The 19725-nt window shown below is 68.2% G+C and carries 11 protein-coding genes and 1 pseudogene; 7 read left to right on the plus strand and 5 right to left on the minus strand.

Annotated elements, in window-relative coordinates:
* Positions 1-6 precede the first annotated feature (6 nt).
* Positions 7-8088 (minus strand): hypothetical protein, encoded by an 8082-nt coding sequence (locus tag OV208_RS12225; RefSeq protein WP_267574010.1) that lies wholly within the window; start codon positions 8086-8088, stop codon positions 7-9.
* Between the two features lie 31 nt (positions 8089-8119).
* Positions 8120-10477, minus strand: coding sequence for an AAA family ATPase (locus OV208_RS12230; RefSeq protein ID WP_267574011.1), 2358 nt, complete (start codon positions 10475-10477; stop codon positions 8120-8122).
* Between the two features lie 194 nt (positions 10478-10671).
* Between OV208_RS12230 and OV208_RS12235 the strand changes: the two genes are divergently transcribed.
* From OV208_RS12235 to OV208_RS12245, 3 genes are all read left to right on the plus strand, one after another.
* Positions 10672-11172 (plus strand): flavin reductase family protein, encoded by a 501-nt coding sequence (locus OV208_RS12235; RefSeq protein WP_267574012.1) that lies wholly within the window; start codon positions 10672-10674, stop codon positions 11170-11172.
* Between the two features lie 47 nt (positions 11173-11219).
* Positions 11220-11828, plus strand: coding sequence for a superoxide dismutase (locus OV208_RS12240; protein WP_267574013.1), 609 nt, complete (start codon positions 11220-11222; stop codon positions 11826-11828).
* Between the two features lie 102 nt (positions 11829-11930).
* Entirely contained in the window at positions 11931-13517 is a 1587-nt protein-coding gene (locus OV208_RS12245; RefSeq protein WP_420715013.1) for an IS1182 family transposase, read from the plus strand.
* Between the two features lie 18 nt (positions 13518-13535).
* Here the strand turns inward: OV208_RS12245 and OV208_RS12250 are convergent, their stop codons facing one another.
* Together OV208_RS12250 and OV208_RS12255 are read right to left on the minus strand one after the other, a co-directional pair.
* A complete protein-coding gene (locus OV208_RS12250) occupies positions 13536-15440 on the minus strand; it encodes a bifunctional metallophosphatase/5'-nucleotidase (protein WP_267574014.1) in 1905 nt (634 codons plus the stop codon).
* A gap of 130 nt (positions 15441-15570) precedes the next feature.
* Entirely contained in the window at positions 15571-15924 is a 354-nt protein-coding gene (locus OV208_RS12255; RefSeq protein WP_267574015.1) for a DUF3293 domain-containing protein, read from the minus strand.
* Between OV208_RS12255 and OV208_RS12260 the strand changes: the two are divergent.
* The 3 genes and pseudogenes from OV208_RS12260 to OV208_RS41355 form a co-directional block, all read left to right on the plus strand.
* Positions 15886-16236: pseudogene (locus tag OV208_RS12260) on the plus strand (transposase); the annotation flags it as partial. The gene OV208_RS12255 and the pseudogene OV208_RS12260 sit on opposite strands and share 39 nt — an antisense overlap.
* A 142-nt stretch (positions 16237-16378) precedes the next feature.
* Positions 16379-18079: a phospholipase D-like domain-containing protein gene (locus OV208_RS12265; RefSeq protein ID WP_267574016.1), complete on the plus strand. Its 1701-nt coding sequence runs from the start codon at positions 16379-16381 to the stop codon at positions 18077-18079.
* 49 nt (positions 18080-18128) lie between these two features.
* Complete coding sequence (locus OV208_RS41355; protein ID WP_420715014.1) at positions 18129-18341, plus strand: hypothetical protein; 213 nt, start codon at positions 18129-18131, stop codon at positions 18339-18341.
* A gap of 112 nt (positions 18342-18453) precedes the next feature.
* On the opposite strand, the gene OV208_RS12275 is transcribed toward OV208_RS41355, so the two are convergent.
* Positions 18454-18942, minus strand: coding sequence for a hypothetical protein (locus OV208_RS12275; protein ID WP_267574018.1), 489 nt, complete (start codon positions 18940-18942; stop codon positions 18454-18456).
* A gap of 193 nt (positions 18943-19135) precedes the next feature.
* On the opposite strand from OV208_RS12275, the gene OV208_RS12280 reads away from it, so the two are divergent.
* Positions 19136-19723: a hypothetical protein gene (locus OV208_RS12280; RefSeq protein ID WP_267574019.1), complete on the plus strand. Its 588-nt coding sequence runs from the start codon at positions 19136-19138 to the stop codon at positions 19721-19723.
* Positions 19724-19725 lie beyond the last annotated feature (2 nt).

Here is a 19725-nt window from a genome sequence, read left to right on the forward strand (position 1 = left end):
TCTTCCTCATGGGGGCCACCGCCCCGGGAGCAGATCGATGAGGCGCCGACCGAAGGTCTCCGCGTCCGCTTCAATCGGTTGCGAATAGTAGCGTGGACCCACGGTGAAATACGTACCTCCCGAGCCCGGGAGGTTGCCAGCCCAAACGCCCGCGAGGGGATGCGAGGTGCGCCCCAGCGACAACTGATAGGCCTGATACGCCTGATAGTAGTGCCGGCTTTCGTGCACGATGGTCCCGACCGCGTCGCCCACGGACAATCCGTTCGCGATGACCAGCCGGCCCCTCTTCCGGTAGGGCCTCAGCCGCCCGCTCCTGAGGCGCCGGAAGTTCCAGCTCATGTAGCCATAGTCCCCGCGCAGGTTCTTGAAGAGGATGTCCGGCCGCCGCGACTTGGGGATGCCCAGCGCTTCCAGGGTGATCTCCGCTGCCTCCAGCAGCGCCTGCTTCCTTTCCAACGGACGCAGCGTGTTGAACTTCCTCGGATCCAGTTCGGGAATCTGTTTGAGCCGGTCGCGGATCTCGCGCAGCTGCACGCGCTCGAACTCCATGAACTTTCGCGCCGACCACTGCTGGGACAGGCTGATGTCGAAGCCTCCCCAGCCCAGCACCCCGACCCCGGGGACGACGGTGCGCACCCGGTGTGTCTCCCCCAGCTCCGTCGCCGCGTTCGCCACGTCGCTCACCGTCGACAGCTTGACGGCGGGGGGTGGGGGCAAGAAGCGCGCGTCGATGCGGGTGATGACCCCCGGGACCGAGCCGGGGGCCAATCCTCGGATCATGGGAGGCAGGGGGCCCAGGTCGATTCCATGCGTTGAGAGCAGCCCCTTCCCCGAGAGGGTCCCATCCAGGGTCTCGTCCACGGTATCGAGCATCCTGTCCACATCCGTGACCCGCTCCGACTCGAAGGCCGCCTTCAGATCACGCTGGAGTTGCTCGACGAGCGCCTGGTCATCGCTCCCTCGCGGAAGCTTCGCCCCGGTGAGATCCAACCTACGCCACGCATTCGCGGTGCGTTCGATGCGGTCGACCAGGATCTGCTGGGACATCTTCGTTTTGGGGCCGATGCGCAGCTCGATCTGGATCCGCCACTGGTCGATGGCCTCGTGGAGGGCCGCGATGTGCGCCGGGCCCAGGTTGTAGGGGCCCGTCCAGTTCGGGTTGTCGAGCGCCCTGCTCAGCAGGTCCAGGTTCTGGAACAGGTTCCCGCTGACCGAGGTAAACTTGCGGAACTGGGGTGCATCTTTTTCTCCTCCTCCCTTGACCTCCACGATGTGGAGGTCGGCCCGGGTCGGATTGACGCCGTCATCGAACTGGAACAGCAGCTCGTCGAAGCCGCTGCCCTGATTGCCCTTGGGTTTGAAGGTGACGCGCTGGAACTCCTTGCCCGGTCCCAGCCGGTCCCCCAGGATCTCCTCCGTCATCCGGAGCGATGCGACCTTCTCCAGCGCGTCTCCTGCCTGTTGGTTGAATTGGCCGCGCTTTTGCCAGCGTGCGTTCTTGTGGGCGGAAAGGATCTCCTCGAGCAACTGCTTCTGGCCCTGCGCGTCGGTCTTCTCGACCAGACGGTAGTAGCGCTTCTCGGTGATCCGCCGCACGCGGTCGAACTTCGGTGCCTCCCACGGCGGTCCCACCTGGGCCAGCGACTCCCCGGGTTCCAGCTTCATGGTGGTGCGTTGGAGTTGCTGCTTTGAAAGCGGCGTGCGCTCCAGCTTCTGGATGTTCGGGTCGTCCACCTCCGGGCGCTTGAGGGAGTAGGCGCCGATGTCCTTGTTCGGATGCACATGGGCGGTCTGGGGCCACACCCCTGGTTCCACCTCCGGCGTGTGAGTCACCGGCTGCGCCGGGGGCCTCGTCGCCTCCACCTTCGGCGCCTCCACCCCCGGCGCCTTCGCCCAGGGCAGCTCGAGTTGGAGTTCCGGGGGCGGGACGGGGGGCTTGTTCTTGCTGAACAGCCGCGGCGGCTCCTTCAGGTACTGGGGCTTCGTGCGCGTGCCCTGGCCGAACTCCGCGAGTTCAGACGGGGTGAAGGCGTCCACCTCCTCCAGCCGCTTGCGCAGGTTGCCGAGCGACCGTTCCCCCCGCTCGATGCGGCGCGCTGCCTCGCCCGGGTCCATGGACACGCCGCGCTTCGCCTCCAGCGAGGCGAGCAGCGACTCCTGCGCGTCGATCTCCAGGAGCAACTTCTTGCGGTACAGCTCGAACTGTTTCTCGACGGGCAGCCGCTCCCAGTGCCGCAGCGCCGTTTCGTCCAGCGCGCGCACCAGCTCGAGCGTCGCCTTGTCGTGGCGCTGGAGCAGGTGCAGGCCCTCTTCCCCCAGCGCCGCCAGGTCCGCGCCCGCCTTGAAGACGATGGTGGGCCTGCCCCTGCGGAACAGCGTGACGGCCTCGGCGGACTTGCTGCCGGTGAGCGCCTCGAAGTCCTCTTCGGAGAGCATCTCGATGGGCGTGTTCGCGAACGCCTTGCGCTGCGCGGGCGGCACGTGTTCCAGCAGCTCCTTGCGCATCGTGCGCTGGAGCTGCTTCTTGTCGAAGTCGCCGGACATCTGCTTGAGCAGGCTGTCGTCGAACTCGCGCAGGAACTCCTTCATCCCTCCAGCCGGGTTCTCCGCCTTCCACTTCTTGAACAGCGTCAGGCGCTCCTGCGGCGTGCCCCGGAAGGCGAGCAGATCGTTCGTGCGCGGCGGGGGCATCCGGGGCTTGGAGATGCCTCCCAGCGCGCCCAGGCCTCCGGAGATGAGGGCGCCCGGGGCCGCCTGCATCGCGGTGCCCGCGAGCACGTTGAGCAGCGCGTTGCCGCCCTTGTAGTTCTCGTCGTTGAGGACGTTGCCCAGGAACGCGGAGGGCACCGACTGCACCAGGCCCTCGGCGCCTTGCGCCAGGCCGTGCGCCGTCATGCGCGCCATCACTCCGCCTTCCTCGGCCATGCGCGCGAGGAACCCCATCTTGAGCAGCTTGGAGCCCATGCCCGCCGTCGCCACGGAGGTGAGGACGTCCACGGCGCCCACGCCCGCGTCGGTGGCCGCCTCCTCCCAGCCATAGGCGGAGCCCTTGAGCGCCGCCTTCGCGAGCATCGTCACGGCGACGGTGGCCAGCGCCGTGCCCACCAGCACCGTGGAGCTGGCCATGAAGGTGCCGAACGCCGCCCAGAACCCCACGCCCGCCGGGGGGGCGAAGATGCTCAGCAGCACGCCGACGATGACCGCGATCGCCATCACCGCCGCCGTGGCGAGGGTCACGATGAAGTCGGTGACGGTGTCCACCTGCTCGCGGTGCATCGTCACCGCTTCGTCGGCGAGCTCCGCCTGATGGTCGATGTGGGCGGTCTTCTTCTCCCAGTCGTCCTGCCACTTGCGCAGCGTGTCCGCGTTGTAGTCGGTGTCGCCCAGCTTCGGCCGCCGCGACTCGTGCAGCTCCAGCGCCGCCACCTCGGCTTCGAGCGTGGCGGTCTGCTCCTCCAAAATCTTCCGGCTCGAGCGCGAGAAGATGTTGGACGAGTCCTGTTCGAAGCCCTCCCGGCGCCGCGCCCGGGCCAGCTTCTCCCGGGGCGTGACGGCCTCGCCGTAGTCCACCACGTCGAGGATGTCGAAGGCCTCGCGCCCGCTCAGCTCCCAGTAGATTCGCGAGCGGAAGCGCTCGAACGGGGTGCGCGTGTCACCCGCGTCGGGCGGGTTGTTCTTCGCCCATTCCTCCGCGATGGCGTTGATCTCCTCGCGGCTCTTGCCCGCGAGCACCTCCTTGAGGTCGTCCACGTCGGTGCCGACGCCCTGGACCGCGAACTGCACGAGCTCCGCGTCCGAGAGGTAGCCCTTGGCGAGCAGCGCCACGACCGCGTCCTGATCCGAACCGGACGTGTTGAAGAGGACGGCCTGTTCGAACGTCATCTGGACGGAGCCGGCGGGCACGTAGCTGGCGTCGTACTCCGCCGCCAGCGCCTGCATGTTCGCCTGGGCATGTTCCTGGGCGTGGGTCTTCGCCGCGAGGTCGACGTTCTTGCGCTCCTTCGCGAGGCGCGCCTGGAGCTTCTCCGGGCTCCACTTCTCCAGGAACTCCAGCTCGCTGATGAGCCCCTTCTTGCGGTCCGCGTCCGTGAGCGGACCTTCGCTCGCGGGTTTGACCTTCGCCTCGTCCAACTCGCGCTCGATGTCGAGCCGCTCCTGGATGTCCAGGTAGCCGTCGCGGCGTTCGTCGGCGAGCTGCCGGCGGCCCTCCGCGGACATCGCGTCGCGGATGACCTTGTCGTCCGCGTAGAGGACGCTGGTGTGCTCGATGCGGATGCGCGCGGCGTCGACCTGCAGGCCCTTGTCGTCCCGCAGGCCTTCGATGAGCTTGAGCTCCTCGCCGCCCATCTCGTCGCGGTACGCGGCGCTGAGCGCGCTCTCGCCCGTTGTGCGCTCGGTCCAGTCCTCGCCGTACTGGCGCTCGTAGGCCGCGTCGATGGCCGCGTTGCGCTTGAGCAGCTCCTCCTTCAGCGTCTTGGAGTCCCAGCCGTACTGCTGCGCGTCGGCCTCCGCCTCCTTGCGGACGCGGTCGTAGACCGCCTCGATGCCCGCGCGGTCGGTGCCCAGGCCGAAGAACCACGAGCCGCGCATGGCGCGGTCCAGCTCGATGGCGCGCGCGTCCTCGGTGCGGCCCTCCACCAGGGCATGCATCTCGTCGGCGTCGTGGGTCTTGAGCGAACCGCTGCGCAGCTCGCTGTCCAGTTGTTCGATGAGGTCGACGCCGTACTTCTCCTTGTAGGCCTTCTTGATGGCGTCGATCTGCTCGGGCGTCTTGCCGCGCAGCAGGGTGAGGATGGCGTCCTCGTCCGTGCCCGCGCCCAGGAACCACCCGCCGTGCATCGCGTCGTCCAGCTCCACGGCGGCGGCCCTGGCCGCGTTGCCGGAGAGCAGGGCCTCGGCCTTGTCCCAGTCGTGCTTGCTGCTGCTGAAGAAGTCGTACAGCTCGCTCTTCAGGCGCTCGCGCAGGTTCTCACCGCTGTTGCGGGACGCGTAGAGCAGCTCGACGTAGTGGCCCTGGACGGGGGTGAGGTTGGCGAGCGCGTCGAAGATCTTCTTCTCTTCGGTGCCCCACGTGTGGTTGACGCCCTGTTCCACCTTCCCGACGATGTTGAGGGCGTCGCTGCTGAACTGCGGCTTCTGCGCCTCCGCCACGGTGCGGACGCGCTCCAGGTCGGTGGCGGCGAGGATCTCCTTCTCCAGCGCCTCCATGAGCGGCTTGCGCCGCTGGCCGGCGATGCGCACCGCCAGCCCTTCCGCGAGCGCCTGGACAGGGTCCTTGCCGTCCTTGCCGTAGTAGGCGACGAGGATGGCCTTCTGCTCCTCGCTCAGGTCCTGCCGCTTCTTGAGCGCTTCGGCGTCCAGCTCCTCGCCCTGGCGCAGGCGCACCTCCGCGAGGAACAGCATGTTCTTGTCCAGCGATGTCTTGTTCTCGGCGGAGACCGCGGCCTCCCAGGCCTTGCTCTCGTCGTGGGCGGACTCGAGCCAGTCGAGGATCCAGCCGAGCAGCCGGTCCCAGAAGCCGCGCTCGTAGCCGATCTGCTGCGCGTGCCAGTCGCGGATGACCTCCTTGGCCTCCTTGCCAGCCCGGCGCAGCTCGTCCTGGTAGCGCTCCACGCCCTGGTCGATGTCGCGTTTGGCCTTGCTGACGACGGCGCCAATCTCCTTGCGGCGGTCGTCGAGCCACTTCTTCGTGGGACGGTAGAGCTCCGTGGCGGCCTTGAGCTTCACCGGATCCTCTCCGGCGTCCTTCTTGAGCTGCCATTCGTCCTGGAGGGCGGCGAGCTCGTACGCGCGCATCTGGTCGCTCGCGGCCTTGATGAAGGCCTCCTTGAAGCGCTGGCCGTTCTGCGAGTACCGGACAACCCAGTTGTCCACCTTGGTGTCGACGGCGGCGAGCAGCGCGTCGCGCTTGCGGCGGGCCTCGGTCAGGTCGACGCCGCCCTTGATGGCGGCGGCCTTGGCCTCCGCCTGGGCATCCAGCGAGGCGCGCACGCGGGAGAGCGCATCGTTGAAGGTCTTCCCGCTGTCCTCCAGGCTCTGCTTCGCCTCCTCATGGGCCTTGCTGAGCGTGTCGGTGGTGGCCGCGTGCGAATCAACGAGCGTCTTGCGGCGCGCTTCGACCTTGGCGTCCAGGTCCTCCTTCTTGAGCTGCGCGGCGTCGGCGATGCGCTGGAGTTCGGCGGCGAAGAGCGGCCGTTCCTTGGCGATGAGGCTCACGCCCCAGGATGTGTCGAGCCCGCCGGGGACATACGCCTCGCGGGCCTTCTGCACGGAGGCTTCCGAGTACCGGTCCGGAGCGGCGAGCAGGCGCGCCAGCACGTCGCCAATGTCCACGCGGGCGAAGTCGGGGACATTGATGGGCGCGGGCGCGGCCTCTTCGATGATGGTGACGCCCTTCGCGGGTTCCTTGGGGGTAGCCTTCGCCTTCTTCTGCTTTTCGGCCGCGTCGGTGATCTTCTTTTCGAGGAGCGTCCAGTCCTTGAGCTTCTCCGGGTCGGTGGGCTTGGGCCCGCCGGGCTTGTAGACGAGGTCCCCCAGCGGGCCCTTGATGAGCAGGTGCCCTCCGTCATCGCGCATGAGCTGCGCGCCGATCTCCGGCACGTGGCCCAGCGGGCTCCGTTGGAGATCGGGCAGCGTGGCGTGGGGGACCTCCAGCCTGCGGTCACATTTCGCATCGACCAGGGAGGAGGCCTTGCCGGTGGGATCATCCGGGATGGCCGGCATGTCCTTCGGCTGCTTCGCCGGGGTGATGGCCTTCTTGCCCTCGTCCTCGAGTTGCTTGAGCCGAGCGGCGCGGACCGCGTTGGGGTCCACCGCGGCCTGTTGGACCTTGAAGGTATAGCGGGGCGCCGGAGGCAGTTGGGGTTGGGGGACCTTTTCGGTGGTGCTGGCGATGCGGCCCTTCCACGCCGCCAGGGCGCCATCGTCCGTGCTCGGACCCGGTCCCGGCGCGGAGCTGACCGTCACGGGCGCTTCGGCGGCGGGCTCGGCGGGCTCGGGAGGCGGCGCCGGGAGCATGGCGGGAAGCGTGGCCTCGGTGGGGATGGCGCCGCTCGGATCCGGCGCGGACCCAAGCCCCTGCTGGACGCCCTGGAGGGCCTGGGCGTGGGCTTCGGCCAGTTGCTTCGTCGCCGCCACCGCGGCGGGGACTTCCGAAGGAGCGGCCGGGGGCGCTTCGTCGGTGCGGCCCGTGTCGGCGGTGGCGTCGGGTTGGATGAGAGGCGGCTTCGTGGCGGACGAAGGACTCCTCGTGCCCGGGGAGGCCGGGCGGATCGTGATGCGCACGTCGCCCCGTCCCGACAGGACGCTCAGGGCGGTGTCGAGTCGTGCGACCTCTCCCAATCCCCCCGGCACGGTTCCCGCCTCGCGTGTCGTGAGGGCCTGCGCGAAGGACGTGTCTTCGCTCGCCGCGCCAGGGGTATCGACGGTCGTGTCCGCGTCCGAAGCGCCAGCCGGCGAGGTGCTGCCGCCCAGGCTGGCCGCGTCCCCGGACATCGCCAGACTCGCGGAGCCGTCGGCTCCCTTCGCGCCATCGAAGGTCACCGATTCCAGGGAGGTAGCGTCGGTACGTGCGCGGGCTTCGGCGAGCCGCGCGGCGGTGTCCGCGATCTCTTCTGCGGAGCCGGGAGGCAACACCGCGGTGCGCGCCGCCGCTCGCCGGTGGGCTTCTTCCTCCTGCGCCGCGAGGGTGGTGGCCTGGGCCGCACCGTCGGCCTCCGCGAGCCCGGTCGCCGTCCGGGGCGCGAGTCCCGTGATGCCTGCCTCCGCGTCCACGGCGCTCGGCTCGGACAGCAGCCCTACTTCGGGAGGATGCGCGGGGCACGGATCGAACAGGTGGGCGCGGGGCCCGCTCAGTGTTCGCCAGGCGGGATCGCTCAGCCGGCGTCCCAGGTCGCGCGTCGTATCGCGCAGCACCTGCCCGGAGACACCCGGGCCCGTTCCCTTCAGCGAGGCGAGGCGGGACGCCAGCTCCCGTGCGGGATTGGAGGACGCGGGGCCCCGGGGGAGCGGAGACGAAGGGGTGCGTCCGGAAGTCTTCCGGATCGCGGCCTTGATGGACGCCCTCGTACCCTGTTCACGGATGCGCACGGTCCCCCCGGCACCCTCAGTGAAAAAAACGCTAGGTCATCTCCACATCCAGCACCAGGGAGGCCCGGATGGGATGTCCATGACTGCTCCAAAAGCGATGCAGGAGGTCGAAGTCGTAGCTCTCCTGCACGCGAGGGGTGAGCTTGCGGCCATCCAGCTCATGAGGGAGTCCGCGCGTGAGCAGTCCATGCAGGACGCCGAGCAGTTCGTGCTCCTCCTCGGCGCGGTTGGACCACGCGGAGACGATGAGGCCCAGGCGCAGGGCGCCGTTCTGCGTGACCGCCAGCCGGTAGAGCGCGAGCGATACCGCGGGCCGCTTGCCCGCCAGGGCCTCCCGGGTGGGAGAGCCGTGGAGGATGTGGATCTCCTTGAGGAAGTGTTGGCGAAGCTGCGTGTCCAGCGCCTCCTGGAACACCTCGGCCACGCGGCGAAGGCGGGTGCCCGCGTCGCCGGGACTCTCCGCCTCCGCGCGCCGTGACAGCCGGCCCAACTCATACAGCTCCAGCGCGACAGCGCGCTCCAGGTGGTCCTGGTTCAGCGGGGCCCCGGCCTGCTCCGCGAGGAAGATGCCCTTGAGGGCGGCGTTGCGGATGTCCCCGCCCGCCAGCCGATGTCGCTGGGCCAGCCCCGCGAGGTCGAGCGTCCCTTCGCGCGGCACGCCGTCCGGGAGCATCAACTCCCAGATGCGACGGCGCTCGTCGACCTCGGGGAAGGGGAACTCGATGCGCGCGTGGAAGCGGCGCAGGAAGGCTTCGTCGATGGCCGTTTGCAGGTTGGTGGCCAGGATGATGAGGCCGTCGTGTCGCTCAATGCGCTGGAGGAGGAAGCCGACCTCCAGGTTGGCGAAGCGATCATTGGCGTTGCTGACCTCGGTGCGGGCGGAGAAGAGGGAATCCGCCTCGTCGAAGAACAGCACGGCCCCCGCGCGCTCGCCCTGGGTGAGGACCTCGTCGATGTTCTTCTCCGTCTCGCCCACGTACTTGCTGACGAGTCGGGACAAATCCACGACGTAGAGCGGCCGGCCCACCGCGTGCGCGATGACCTCCGCGGCCAATGTCTTCCCCGTGCCGGAGCGCCCGGAGAACAGCGCCACGGGGCCGGTGTGGAGTCGGAAGCGGCGCAGGAGGCCGCGCTCCTCGGCGACGCGGTCACGCTGGGCCACGTAGAACAGCAGGCGCTCCAAGGCCTCGCGTGTGGTGTCCCGGACCACGAGGTCCGCGAACGTCCGGGACGTCTCCAACCGGTAGCCATGGCGCAGCGGCACCTGGACCCGCCGGGACGCGGCGGCACGAAGCGCCTCCGCGTCGCCTCCGGAGGCCGCGTCGAAGGTGCCACGGATCTCCTGCCGTCCCCCCCGGAAGCTGGAAGCCAGACGTCCGGCCTCGGACTCGTCCAATGACAGTCCACGTGCCAGGGCCTCTTCGCGCCACAGGGCCCGCCGCTCGGTGAAGCCCAGGGCCGGCGCTTCGTGGTGGGGAATCGCGACGGGCTGCGCGGAATCACAGAGCACCAGCGCCCGGCCACCGAAGCGTGAGCACAGACCTGAGAGGGTTTCGGTGACAGCGAGCGCGAGTCCCCGTTCACACCCGGCGAGGTCCACGGCCAGGAGCGCCCCACGCACGGAGGCCATGCGCCACAGAGCCCTCGCCGTGCCGGTGGGTTCCGGGACCCCGGCCCACCGGGCGACCACCAGGGGCACGCCCGCCTGGGATGCGAGGTCCAACGCCACGCCCAGGTGTTCGCCTTCGCCGTGCACCACGGCGACGGATCCGGACGCACGTTGATCCGGAGGAGGCACTTGCTGCTCGCCGTGCCACTCCAGGGGCATGTCGCCCAGCACGGACGGCCGGGGCAATTCCAGCAGTGCGTCGCGAACCTCCGGCGCCAGGTCCACGGGGCGCAGCATGGGAGGAAAGGCGCCCAGGCCCGTCTGGAGGAGCCCCCCGCCGACGAGGAGCCCACTCTCGGTCAGCGACGCCCACAGGCGCTGCGCGCGGGCCGGCGTGCGGCCCAGGACGGTGAAGAGCAACCGCTCCACGTTCCAGCCCTGGGCGGTCTCGTCCTGGAGCACGGCGAACAGGCGCGGGTAGCGCGGCTCCAGGTGCGCCGCGAGCAGGACGAGGAGCGCCTCCTCCTCCACGGCCTCCAGCCGCAGCGCCGCCCGCAGCCGCGCGAAGGGCAGGGGAGGTGAAGTCCCGAGCAGCGGCGTCTCCGGAAGCGCCGTGCTGAAGGCGAGCTCCGCGGAGGGCGTCCGCACCGTGGCGCGGACCGCGTCCCAGCCGCCTTCCTCCTCACCCCGGAGCTTCGAGGCACGCGCTTCCTCCAGGTCGCAGACCTGGATCAGCAGCGCATCCAGGCGTTGAAGCGTCTCCCCCCACGAGGGTCCCATCGCGCGCCTCCCCTCCGCGAGCATACGGAGGCCCGAGTCGGTCCGAGCAAGGCGGGCGCGTCACGGGCGTCGGGTAGTGGTCGTGTTCGAGGGCCTGGGCTTGCGCCGTCCATCCCTGCCACCCCATTGGTATTCCTCCAATGGATTGGAGGATCTGCTGACCCGGTGGCGGTGCAGGTGGTAGAGACCGGCACATGAGTCAGAGCGGTCCTGAAGGGGTGTCGGCCCTGGACTTCCGGGAGGCGATGTCCCGGTGGGCGAGCGGGGTGGCGGTGGTGTCGGTCCGTGACGCGGAGGGTGTCGCGGCGACGACGGTCAGCTCCTTCAGCTCGCTGTCGCTGAGCCCGCCGCTGGTGGTGCTGGCCCTCCAGCAGACCTCCCGGACGCTGAAGCGCGTGGAGGCCGCTGGGCGCTTCAGCGTGAGCATCCTGTCCACCGCCCAACGCGACATCTCGGTCCGCTGCGCGAAGGGTGACGCGGAGGGCCTGGCATTCGACGAAAGGGCCGTCGTGCAGGACAGTCTGGCGGGCCTTGGCTGCGATGTGTTGGATGTGCACCGTTACGGCGATCACCTGTTGCTGGTGGGACGCGTGGTGGGCATCCAGCAGGGCGTGGAAGGCGAACCGCTGGTCTACTGGAACCGGGGTTATCGCGCGGTGACGGCGCATCCGGATCCGGAGCCGGCGCGGAAGTAGCAGAACAAGCAGCAGCACATTCACCGCATACCGAAAGGACGTACCCGATGCCGTTCACGTTGCCCGAGCTTCCGTACAAGAAGGACGCGCTGGCCCCTCACATCAGCGCGGAGACGCTGGAGTACCACCACGGCAAGCATCACAACGCGTATGTGACGAACCTGAACAAGCTCATCGACGGCAAGCCCGAGGCGAGCAAGTCGCTCATCGACATCATCCTGAGCAGCGACGGTGGCGTGTTCAACAACTCCGCCCAGGTGTGGAACCACACCTTCTACTGGCACTGCATGGCGCCCAACGGCGGCGGCGAGCCCCGCGGTGAGCTGGCGGACGCGATCAACGGCGCCTTCGGCTCCTACGCGAAGTTCAAGGAGGAGTTCGCCAACGCCGCCACGACGCAGTTCGGCTCCGGCTGGGCGTGGCTGGTGCAAGAGAAGGACGGCAAGCTCGGCATCGCGAAGACGGGCAACGCGGACCTGCCGATGAAGCACGGCCAGAAGGCCCTGCTCACCATCGACGTCTGGGAGCACGCCTACTACATCGACTACCGGAACCTGCGCCCCAAGTACATCGAGACGTTCCTCACGAGCCTGGTGAACTGGGACTTCGTGACCCAGAACCTCAAGGGCACGGAAATCTTCAAGGGCGACCGCTAGAGCGCCGATCAGGTTTCTGCCCGAGGAAAGTCGAGTACTTGCGCGAGCGATCGACGTGGGCTGGCGCCGTGTGCATAGGTCGCCACCTCACGGAGGTGGCTCATGGAACGCTGGAAGCCGACGCTGGAGCAGAGCGCACGGGAGCAGCGTCTGCTGAAGCTCGCGGGGAAGAGCAGGAAGCTCTTCGTCTTCCTTCGCGAGCATCGGCACGAGTTGTTCGACGAGGCCTTTCAGGACGAGCTCGAAGCGATGTACCGCCAGACGGGCCAGGGGCAAACGCCGCAGTCGCCGGCGATGATGTGCATGGCGCTGCTGGTGCAGGCCTACACGCAGACCTCGGACGCCGAAGCCGTGTGCCTCTCGGGCACCGACAGCCGGTGGCGAATGGTATTGGACCGACTCGGTGCGGACGAGGACGAGCCCGCCTTCTCCCAGGGCGGGCTGCAGCAATTCAGGGAGCGACTCATCGCGACCCAGATGGACCGCCGGCTGCTGGAGCGCACCGTCGAGGTGGCGAAGCGGACGAAGGGGTTCGATTCGAAGAAGACGCCGAAGACGCTGCGAGTGGGGGTGGACAGCCGCCCTTTAGAAGGGGCCGGGCGGGTTGAGGACACCCTCAACCTGCTCGGCCACGCAGGCCGCAAGGTGGCCGAGGGCATGGCGCTCGCGCTCGGAACCGACGTCGAGGAAGTGTGTCAGCAGGCCGATGCGCCGTTGCTGCTGGCCAGCAGCATCAAGGCGGGCCTCGACATCGACTGGAGCGCGCCTGATGCGAAGCTCGACGCACTCAATCGCCTGTGCCGGCAGCTCGACCGTCTCATGGCCTGGGGGGCGAAGCAGTCGAAGTCGTGCGTCGCGGCTCCGTTGACTCGTTACATCGAAGCGCTCGCGCAGGTGCGCGAACAGGACCTTGAGCCGCGCCCCGCGGGCGGCGTTCAGATTCGACAGGGCGTGGCGGCCGACAGGCGCATCTGCATCGAGGACGCCGACATGCGCCACGGGCGCAAGAGCAAGAGCAAGCGATTCAATGGCTACAAGCAGCACGTCGGCACCGACCTCGACACGCAGCTCGTGGTGGCCTGCGCCGTGACGCCAGCCAACCGCCCCGAAGAGGAGGCGACCCTTGCACTGCAGCAAGACATGGCCCACCAGGAGCTCTTCCCCGATGTCCTCCTCATCGACAGGGCGTACCTCAACAGTACCCTGGCAGAAGACGTGCTGGAGAGCGGCGGCGACGTCGTCTGTCGGCCGTGGCGAGGAGCCAGCGCGAAGCCCGGACTGTTCGGCAAGCGCGACTTCAAAGTGAACCTCCGCGACGGCACCCTCACGTGCCCTGCTGGCGAGGTGGAGCCCTTCGAGCCTGGCGCCGTCGTGCAATTCGATCCGGAAGCCGGCGGGCCGTGCAAGCTGCGCTCGAGTTGTACCCAGGCCGCGTCCGGCAGGGGGCGCAGCGTCACGATGGGTGATGACGAGCGGCTCCAGAAGCGCCTTCGCTCACGTCTGCAGTCGCGCGCGGGCCGCGCAGAACTCCGCGAGCGTGTCGGCGTCGAGCATTGTCTGGCACACCTCGCCAACCGCCAGGGCCCGAAGGCCCGTTATCGAGGCACGCGCCGCAACCTCTTCGACCTCAGGCGACTCGCGGTCGTCCAGAACCTCGAGGTCGCCGCGCGTTACCTTCGCGCGGCGTGACCTAACCTGTTCGGTGCTCTAGGGCAGCATGGTGATGCGATTGAGCGCGGGGGCGGGCAAGGGGCTCGCCATGCTGCTGTGCGCCTTCAGGTATGCCTCCAGCGCGTCGCTGTCCACGGCGCCACCCAGCCGGTTCGTCCCCTCGGCGAACACCGGGAAGCCATCACCCCCACTCGCGAGGTAGTTGTTCGCGGTGACGCGGTACTCCGCCGTCAGGCTCACTGGCACGCCGTTGATCCGGATGGACGCCGGGTCGACGCGGCTTCCGATGGGCGCCGACGCGCTGAACGCATAGGTGAAGCCCGCCGACGGAAGCAGCATGAGGGTGGCTCCCGACGGCCGCCACTGCCGCTCCAGCAGTTGCTCGATTTGCGCGCCCGTCAGCGTCAGGGTGACCAGGCTGTTGCCGAACGGCTGCGTGGTGAAGGCCTCGCCGTAGGTGACCTCGCCCTGGGCGATGTCCGCGCGCACGCCGCCCGGGTTCATGAAGGCCACCTGCGCCCCACCCAGGTTCGCGGGCTTCGTCGCCTCCAGATGCGAGTCCGCGATGACGAAGCCCAGGGTGGACTGGCCCGCGGAGTCCGTCTGTGTCCTGAGCGTCTGCGACACCCATCCGATGACCTGGTTGGCCCTCAGCGTGACGAGCTCCTGGTACTTCGTCACCAGCTCCTTCACCGCGCCGACCTCCTGCACGTCGCGAGTGACGATGACGTTGTTCGCTCGCGCCTCCACGACGTCGCCCGTCGCCTTGCTCAACGTCAGGTCGATGTCCGTGACGAGCTGCCCCATCGACGAGGCGCTCGTGACGACCTTGCCATCGATGACGCAGTTGTAGGCCTGATGCGTGTGGCCGCTGACGATGACATCCACCGCGTCGTTGAGGCCCTTGGCCATGCCCACGATGGCACCTGAGATGAGGCCGTCCGCACCCGCGCCCTTGCATTCGTTCACCAGCGAGCCCGAGGTCGGAATTCCGCCCTGGTGCACCACCACGATGATGGCTTCGACGCCCTGCCGCCGCAGCTCCGGCACCAGCGCGTTCACCGTCTGCACTTCGTCCTTGAAGGTGAGCCCCGCCACGCTCGTGGGCGTGACGATTTCCGGCGTGTCCTCCAACGTCATGCCGATGAAGGCCACCTTCACGCCCTCGAACTCGCGCACGTCGTAGCGGGGGAACAGCGTGCGGTCCACGCCCGTGGCCACGTTGGCCGCCAGGAACTTGAACTTCGCGCCCGGGAAGCCATCCCCGTCCAGGCAGCCATCCACCGGGTGGCAGCCGCCCGACTGCATGCGCAACAGCTCCGTGCTGCCCTCGTCGAACTCGTGGTTGCCCACCGCGACCAGGTCCAGGCCAATCAGGTTCATCGCCTCGACGGTGGGCTCGTCGTGGAAGAGCCCCGACAGCAGCGGGGAGGCGCCGATGAGGTCTCCCGCCGCTACCACCACCGTGTTCGGATTGGTGGCCCGCAGGGCCGCGATGTGCCGGGCGAAGTACGTCACGCCGCCCGCGTTCACCCGCACCGGTCCACCGTCGGGGGCCACGCCCGTCAGAATCTGGCCCGCGGGCTCCTCGAGCTGCCCGTGGAAGTCATTGAACGCGAGCACCTGCACGCTCACCGTGGTGGGACCCGAGTCGGGAGTCCCCGCGTCGGGCGTCCCCGCGTCGGGCGTCCCCGCGTCCGTGCCGGAATCCGGGGGCGGCACCTGGACGGAATGCTGCTCACAGCGCTTGTCTTCGCAGACCCACTCCGTGTTCGAAGCCGGCGGTCCCTTGTCTTCACGGCAGTCGGCGGCGTCCTGGCACTCGTCACCTCCGCAGCCGCCATGGGCGAAGAGGAACATGCCGGTGACGAACGCTCCGGCGAGCCGGAAGACGCTGGGACGCGCTCCCAGAAGTGACGAGCGCGGTGTGGCTTGTGGCATCGACGGAACTCCAACGAACAGGGAGGGGGAACCTACTCTGGTTCGTAGACGATGGCGCGACTTCATGGCGGCACGGTGAAGCTCGCGCCCCGACTTCGTCTCGACACGGGTCTGCGGCTATCGCCCGTACTCATGGTGCGGATGGCGGCGCTTCGTTGCCACACAGCAGCAACTCCGCGGGACCTCCGGTGCGACCCACCAGGACGGCCACCTGACCGTGCGCGCGACCGAAGCGCTCCGCCTCCGCGCGGGGCAGTCCCGGGATGAAGAGGCTCTGCTCGGACCCACTGCAGTCCTCGGCCTCGCCAATGGCGGGCGCCACCACCCAGCCGCCCGCGACGAGCTGGGACGTCAGCCGCTCCTGCTCCCGCTGATTCTCTTCCTTGCCGCGAGGCCGTGAGCCCGGGTTCCACGCGGTCAGGAAGGCCCACTCGCGATGTCCGCGGGCGAGGTGGAGCCCTTCGAGCCCGGCGCCGTCGTGCACTTCGACCCGGAAGCCTGCGGGCCGTGCAAGCTGCGCCCCAGTTGTACCCAGGCCGCATCCGGCAAGGGGCGCAGCGTCACGATGGGTGACGATGAGCGGCTCCAGCAGCGCCTTCGCTCACGTCTGCAGTCGCGCGCGGGCCGCGCACAACTCCGCGAGCGTGTCGGCGTCGAACATCGCCTGGCTCATCTCGCCAACCGCCAGGGCCCGAAGGCCCGTTACAGAGGCACGCGCCGCAACCTCTTTGACCTCAGGCGACTCTCGGTCGTCCAAAACCTCGAGGTCGCCGCGCGTTACCAACTCGCAGCGTGACCTAACCTGTTCGGCGCTCTAGCTGATCCGTTGAAGAGAACCGCGCGGCCCGGTCGGCACGGTCCGGTGTGGCGCGGTTCTCCGCTGGAAGGCCCACCTGTCGGGTGGTCGAATTCCGAGGCTGCTCCTGTAGTGTCCGCCCATGAGCAAGCGGACGAGCGGCAGCAACAGCGCGCAGTTCCTGATGGATGGGGAAGATTTCTTCGCCGCCTTCGTCGAGTGTCTGGACGAGGTGAAGCGCAGCGCCACCGACAAGTCCGAGTCACTGTCGAAGCCGGAGGACAAGTCGAACGTCCCCACGGCAGTGCCCGAGAACACCTACGTCCGGCTGGCCTACTGGGCGATGGATCCCCACCTGCCCCTGAAGATAGACGAGCCCGCCTACACGCTCGAGGTGGCCCTGAAGGAGCTGGCGGACCTGGGCGTCCACGTGGAGATCATCCTGTGGGATCCGGACCTCTTGACGGGGAACGTGGGCGGCTCCGACAACTTCGCGACGAAGGTGTCCGACGGAAACCACCTCGTGGACAAGCTGCTGCACGGGTACAAGGACAAGATCCTCGTCTACCTGGAGGGGCATCCGGCCCGGCTGACGAAGGGCGTGGGCCTGGGGCTGCACCAGAAGATGGCCCTCTTCTCCGTCCGGGGGAAACTCAAGGCGCTGGTGGGCGGCTTCAACATGGAGGAGGAGTACTGGGACACGGCCTATCACCATGGCAAGCACCCCATCACCGACAAGGGGCACACCCTCCACGACACGGCGGTGTTGGTGAAGGGACCGGTGACCCTCGATATCGAGGAGGAGTGGCTGCGCCGCTGGGATCGCCAGGTCTCGAGCGACTCGTTCATGGTCTGGAAAGGGCCGCCGCGCTACAAGGTCCGGGGAAAGGTCCGGGGGCTCCTGAAGGACCAGCCCCAGAGCGGCGGCCTGGCGATCTCCGTGCTGACGACGGGGGTTTCCGCCCTCGGCACCGAACACAGCATCCGGGATGAAATCAAGACGCTCCTTCAGGGAGCCACCTCGTATGTCTATGCGGAGAACTACCAGTTCTTCGAACCGGAGATCGTCACGGAGATCTGCCGGAAGCTGAAGACGCAGAAGCAATTCCAGGTCTGTGTGGTGATTCCGGATCAGGCCTGCGACCCGTCTCATGCGAACACGCAGTTGTCACGCATCGCATACACGCGGATGTTGCTGGCGAGCTTCAAGGAGAAGCAGGGGACCAAGGGCAAGCTGGACGAAACCTTGCGTAGCTTGCGGCTCCAGGAGGCCATCGACCCTGTGAACAACGAGCAGGGTGTGTATTACAAGGTCCTCGACGCGAAGAAGCCGAAGAGCTGGATGGAGGGTGCGAAGCTCCAGATGCGTCCTGCCCCGGTGGAGGGCCAGAAGGGCGTGAGCAAGCCGCTGGAGGTGGCCCTGGAGCTGATTGATGGTGTGGACCTGACGGAAGGCGAGACACCCCGTGTCCAGTTCTACTGCCCCGTCAGGTTCCCGTCCAACAGCGACCACTACGATGCCAGCACGAAAATCTATGTCCATTCCAAGCTGATGATCATCGACTCGCGTCACGTCATCGTGGGCAGCGCGAACTTCGGTCATCGCAGCATGCAGTATGACGGGGAGATGAGCCTTCACATCCACAGCGATGCCTTCGCGATCGAGGTGAAGCAGAAGCTCTTTCCGCACTACAACGTGCACTCCCAGAAGGAAGTGCCCGCGGCGCTTCGTGACGACGCCCATCACGCGTACGACCAGGTGCGGCTCATCCCCCGGAGTCCGGGGGACTTCAAGGTGTTGAAGGAGAAGCTGCCCTTCGCGATGGACTACAGCTGGTTCTGACCCGGAGGCCGGCTCCTCTCCAGCGCGACCGAACGGCACCGGCTCCCGTGTGACGCCGGGCAGCTCCCACGCCTGCTCCCTCGTCAGCGGCGGTCCTGGCTTCGAGTGCTGGGGGAGTGACTACTCCAACCAGGCCAGCCCGCCCTGGGGACAGGAGTTCACCCAGGTCAGCAGCGGGGCGAACCACACCTGCGCGTTGACGAACCGGGGCCTTGCCCGGTGCTGGGGTGACCTCGGCTCCGGCATGCCCTCGTCTCCCTGAGGTTGGACGCGGTGGGGGAGGGACGGGCCACCACCGGGCCCTCCCCCCTCGCGGACCCGATGGGCTCGCGGGCGGTGGACTGCGCGCGAGCCTTGGAGTGCTTGAAGAGGACTCAGCCGATGTCGGCCCAGCACCGGCCTTCGAGGCAAGACAGGCCCGTGCAGCAGGAGTCCGGCCCTTCGACGGAGCAATCAGCGCCTTCGGGGCTGCAGACGGGGCCGGCATCCACGTCACCGCCGGTGCCCGCGTCCGCACTGCCGCCATCCGATTCACACGTGCCGCCATCACCGGGAGTTCCCCCGTCACCGCCGCAGGCGCCCAGCGTATCGCCGTGACGCAGGTGGGCCGCCATGGCGGGAAGCCCCACGGTCACGGTGTGGGCATTGGCGTGGTTGCCAGGGGGAATGTGACAGAGGGTGATCTTCCCGAGGCTGTCCGGAGCTTCAGCGGGATCGTCGGAGGTGTCCGTCGTGTCCGCTCCCAGGTTGTCGCCTCCCGTGTTGAGCGTGGGGTCGGACTTCTCGGTGCCGCCACACCCGGCGGCCAGCAGTGTGCACAGGGCCAGCCACACCACGGGTGACGCAGCAGGGATCTTTCGCATGGGCATCCTCCAGGGGGAATGAAGCGGAAGCGACGCTCCCTTTCCGGCGAGCAGCACCTCCACGAGGAAGACCCCCAGGGCCCCGCACCGGCCACGGGCCGACCGTGTGTCACGACGCGGTGCGGAAGGGCCCTGGCAAGTCCCAGGTCCGTTGATGCTTCGCCTCGGGGCGGGATTCGTTCATCGTGGGGCCATGGAATCAGCGAACGAGCGCTCCGCGGAGCGGACAGGCCGCGGCAAGGGCCGACCCCTGGAGCGCTTCACCCTGTGGGAGCTGAACAGCACGCGCTTCGCGATGGCGCTCTTCAAGATCGTCGTTCCGGCGACCCTCGTGTGCGCCGTGGGCATCGAGGCGTGGAGTTCCTGGCCGCGCTTCAGCATGGGGGGGGGCGCGGGCTTGTTGTTCCTGTTTGGCCTCAACTTTTCGGTATTTGGAACGCTCTACCTGGTCATCAAGGTGGATGCCCAGGGTTCGACCCATTGCAAGGATCCCGCGGTGCACCTGGAGCTCTCCGCGCACGACCTGATCGCGCGGGATGCGTCCGGGGCGCTGTTGGGGGAGGTCTCCCGGGGCACGCTGCGGGTGCTGCGCGTGAATGTGCATCAGGGAAAGCGCGGGTTGGTGGGCGCGCTGCGCCTGGATCACGCGAAGCGTTCGTTCTGGCTCAGCCCGAGCCCGCAGATGGGCGCGTGGTCGGGCCTGCAGGCCGAGTCCTTCTACGAGACGCTTCACATCCTCGAGAACTCCCACTTCGACGCGTTGTTGCAACTGGCGGAGTAACG

Origin of the sequence: Corallococcus sp. bb12-1 (assembly GCF_026626765.1) — a bacterium.
Taxonomy (GTDB): Bacteria; Myxococcota; Myxococcia; order Myxococcales; family Myxococcaceae; genus Corallococcus; species Corallococcus terminator.

Bases quoted from the DNA above. Each gene is read 5' to 3' on its own strand.
- OV208_RS12235 (WP_267574012.1), top strand. From the start codon at position 10,672: ATGAGTCAGAGCGGTCCTGAAGGGGTGTCGGCCCTGGACTTCCGGGAG.
- OV208_RS12245 (WP_420715013.1), top strand. From the start codon at position 11,931: ATGGAACGCTGGAAGCCGACGCTGGAGCAGAGCGCACGGGAGCAGCGT.
- OV208_RS12275 (WP_267574018.1), bottom strand. From the start codon at position 18,942: ATGCGAAAGATCCCTGCTGCGTCACCCGTGGTGTGGCTGGCCCTGTGC.
- OV208_RS12250 (WP_267574014.1), bottom strand. From the start codon at position 15,440: ATGCCACAAGCCACACCGCGCTCGTCACTTCTGGGAGCGCGTCCCAGC.
- OV208_RS12280 (WP_267574019.1), top strand. From the start codon at position 19,136: ATGGAATCAGCGAACGAGCGCTCCGCGGAGCGGACAGGCCGCGGCAAG.
- OV208_RS12240 (WP_267574013.1), top strand. From the start codon at position 11,220: ATGCCGTTCACGTTGCCCGAGCTTCCGTACAAGAAGGACGCGCTGGCC.
- OV208_RS12230 (WP_267574011.1), bottom strand. From the start codon at position 10,477: ATGGGACCCTCGTGGGGGGAGACGCTTCAACGCCTGGATGCGCTGCTG.
- OV208_RS12265 (WP_267574016.1), top strand. From the start codon at position 16,379: ATGAGCAAGCGGACGAGCGGCAGCAACAGCGCGCAGTTCCTGATGGAT.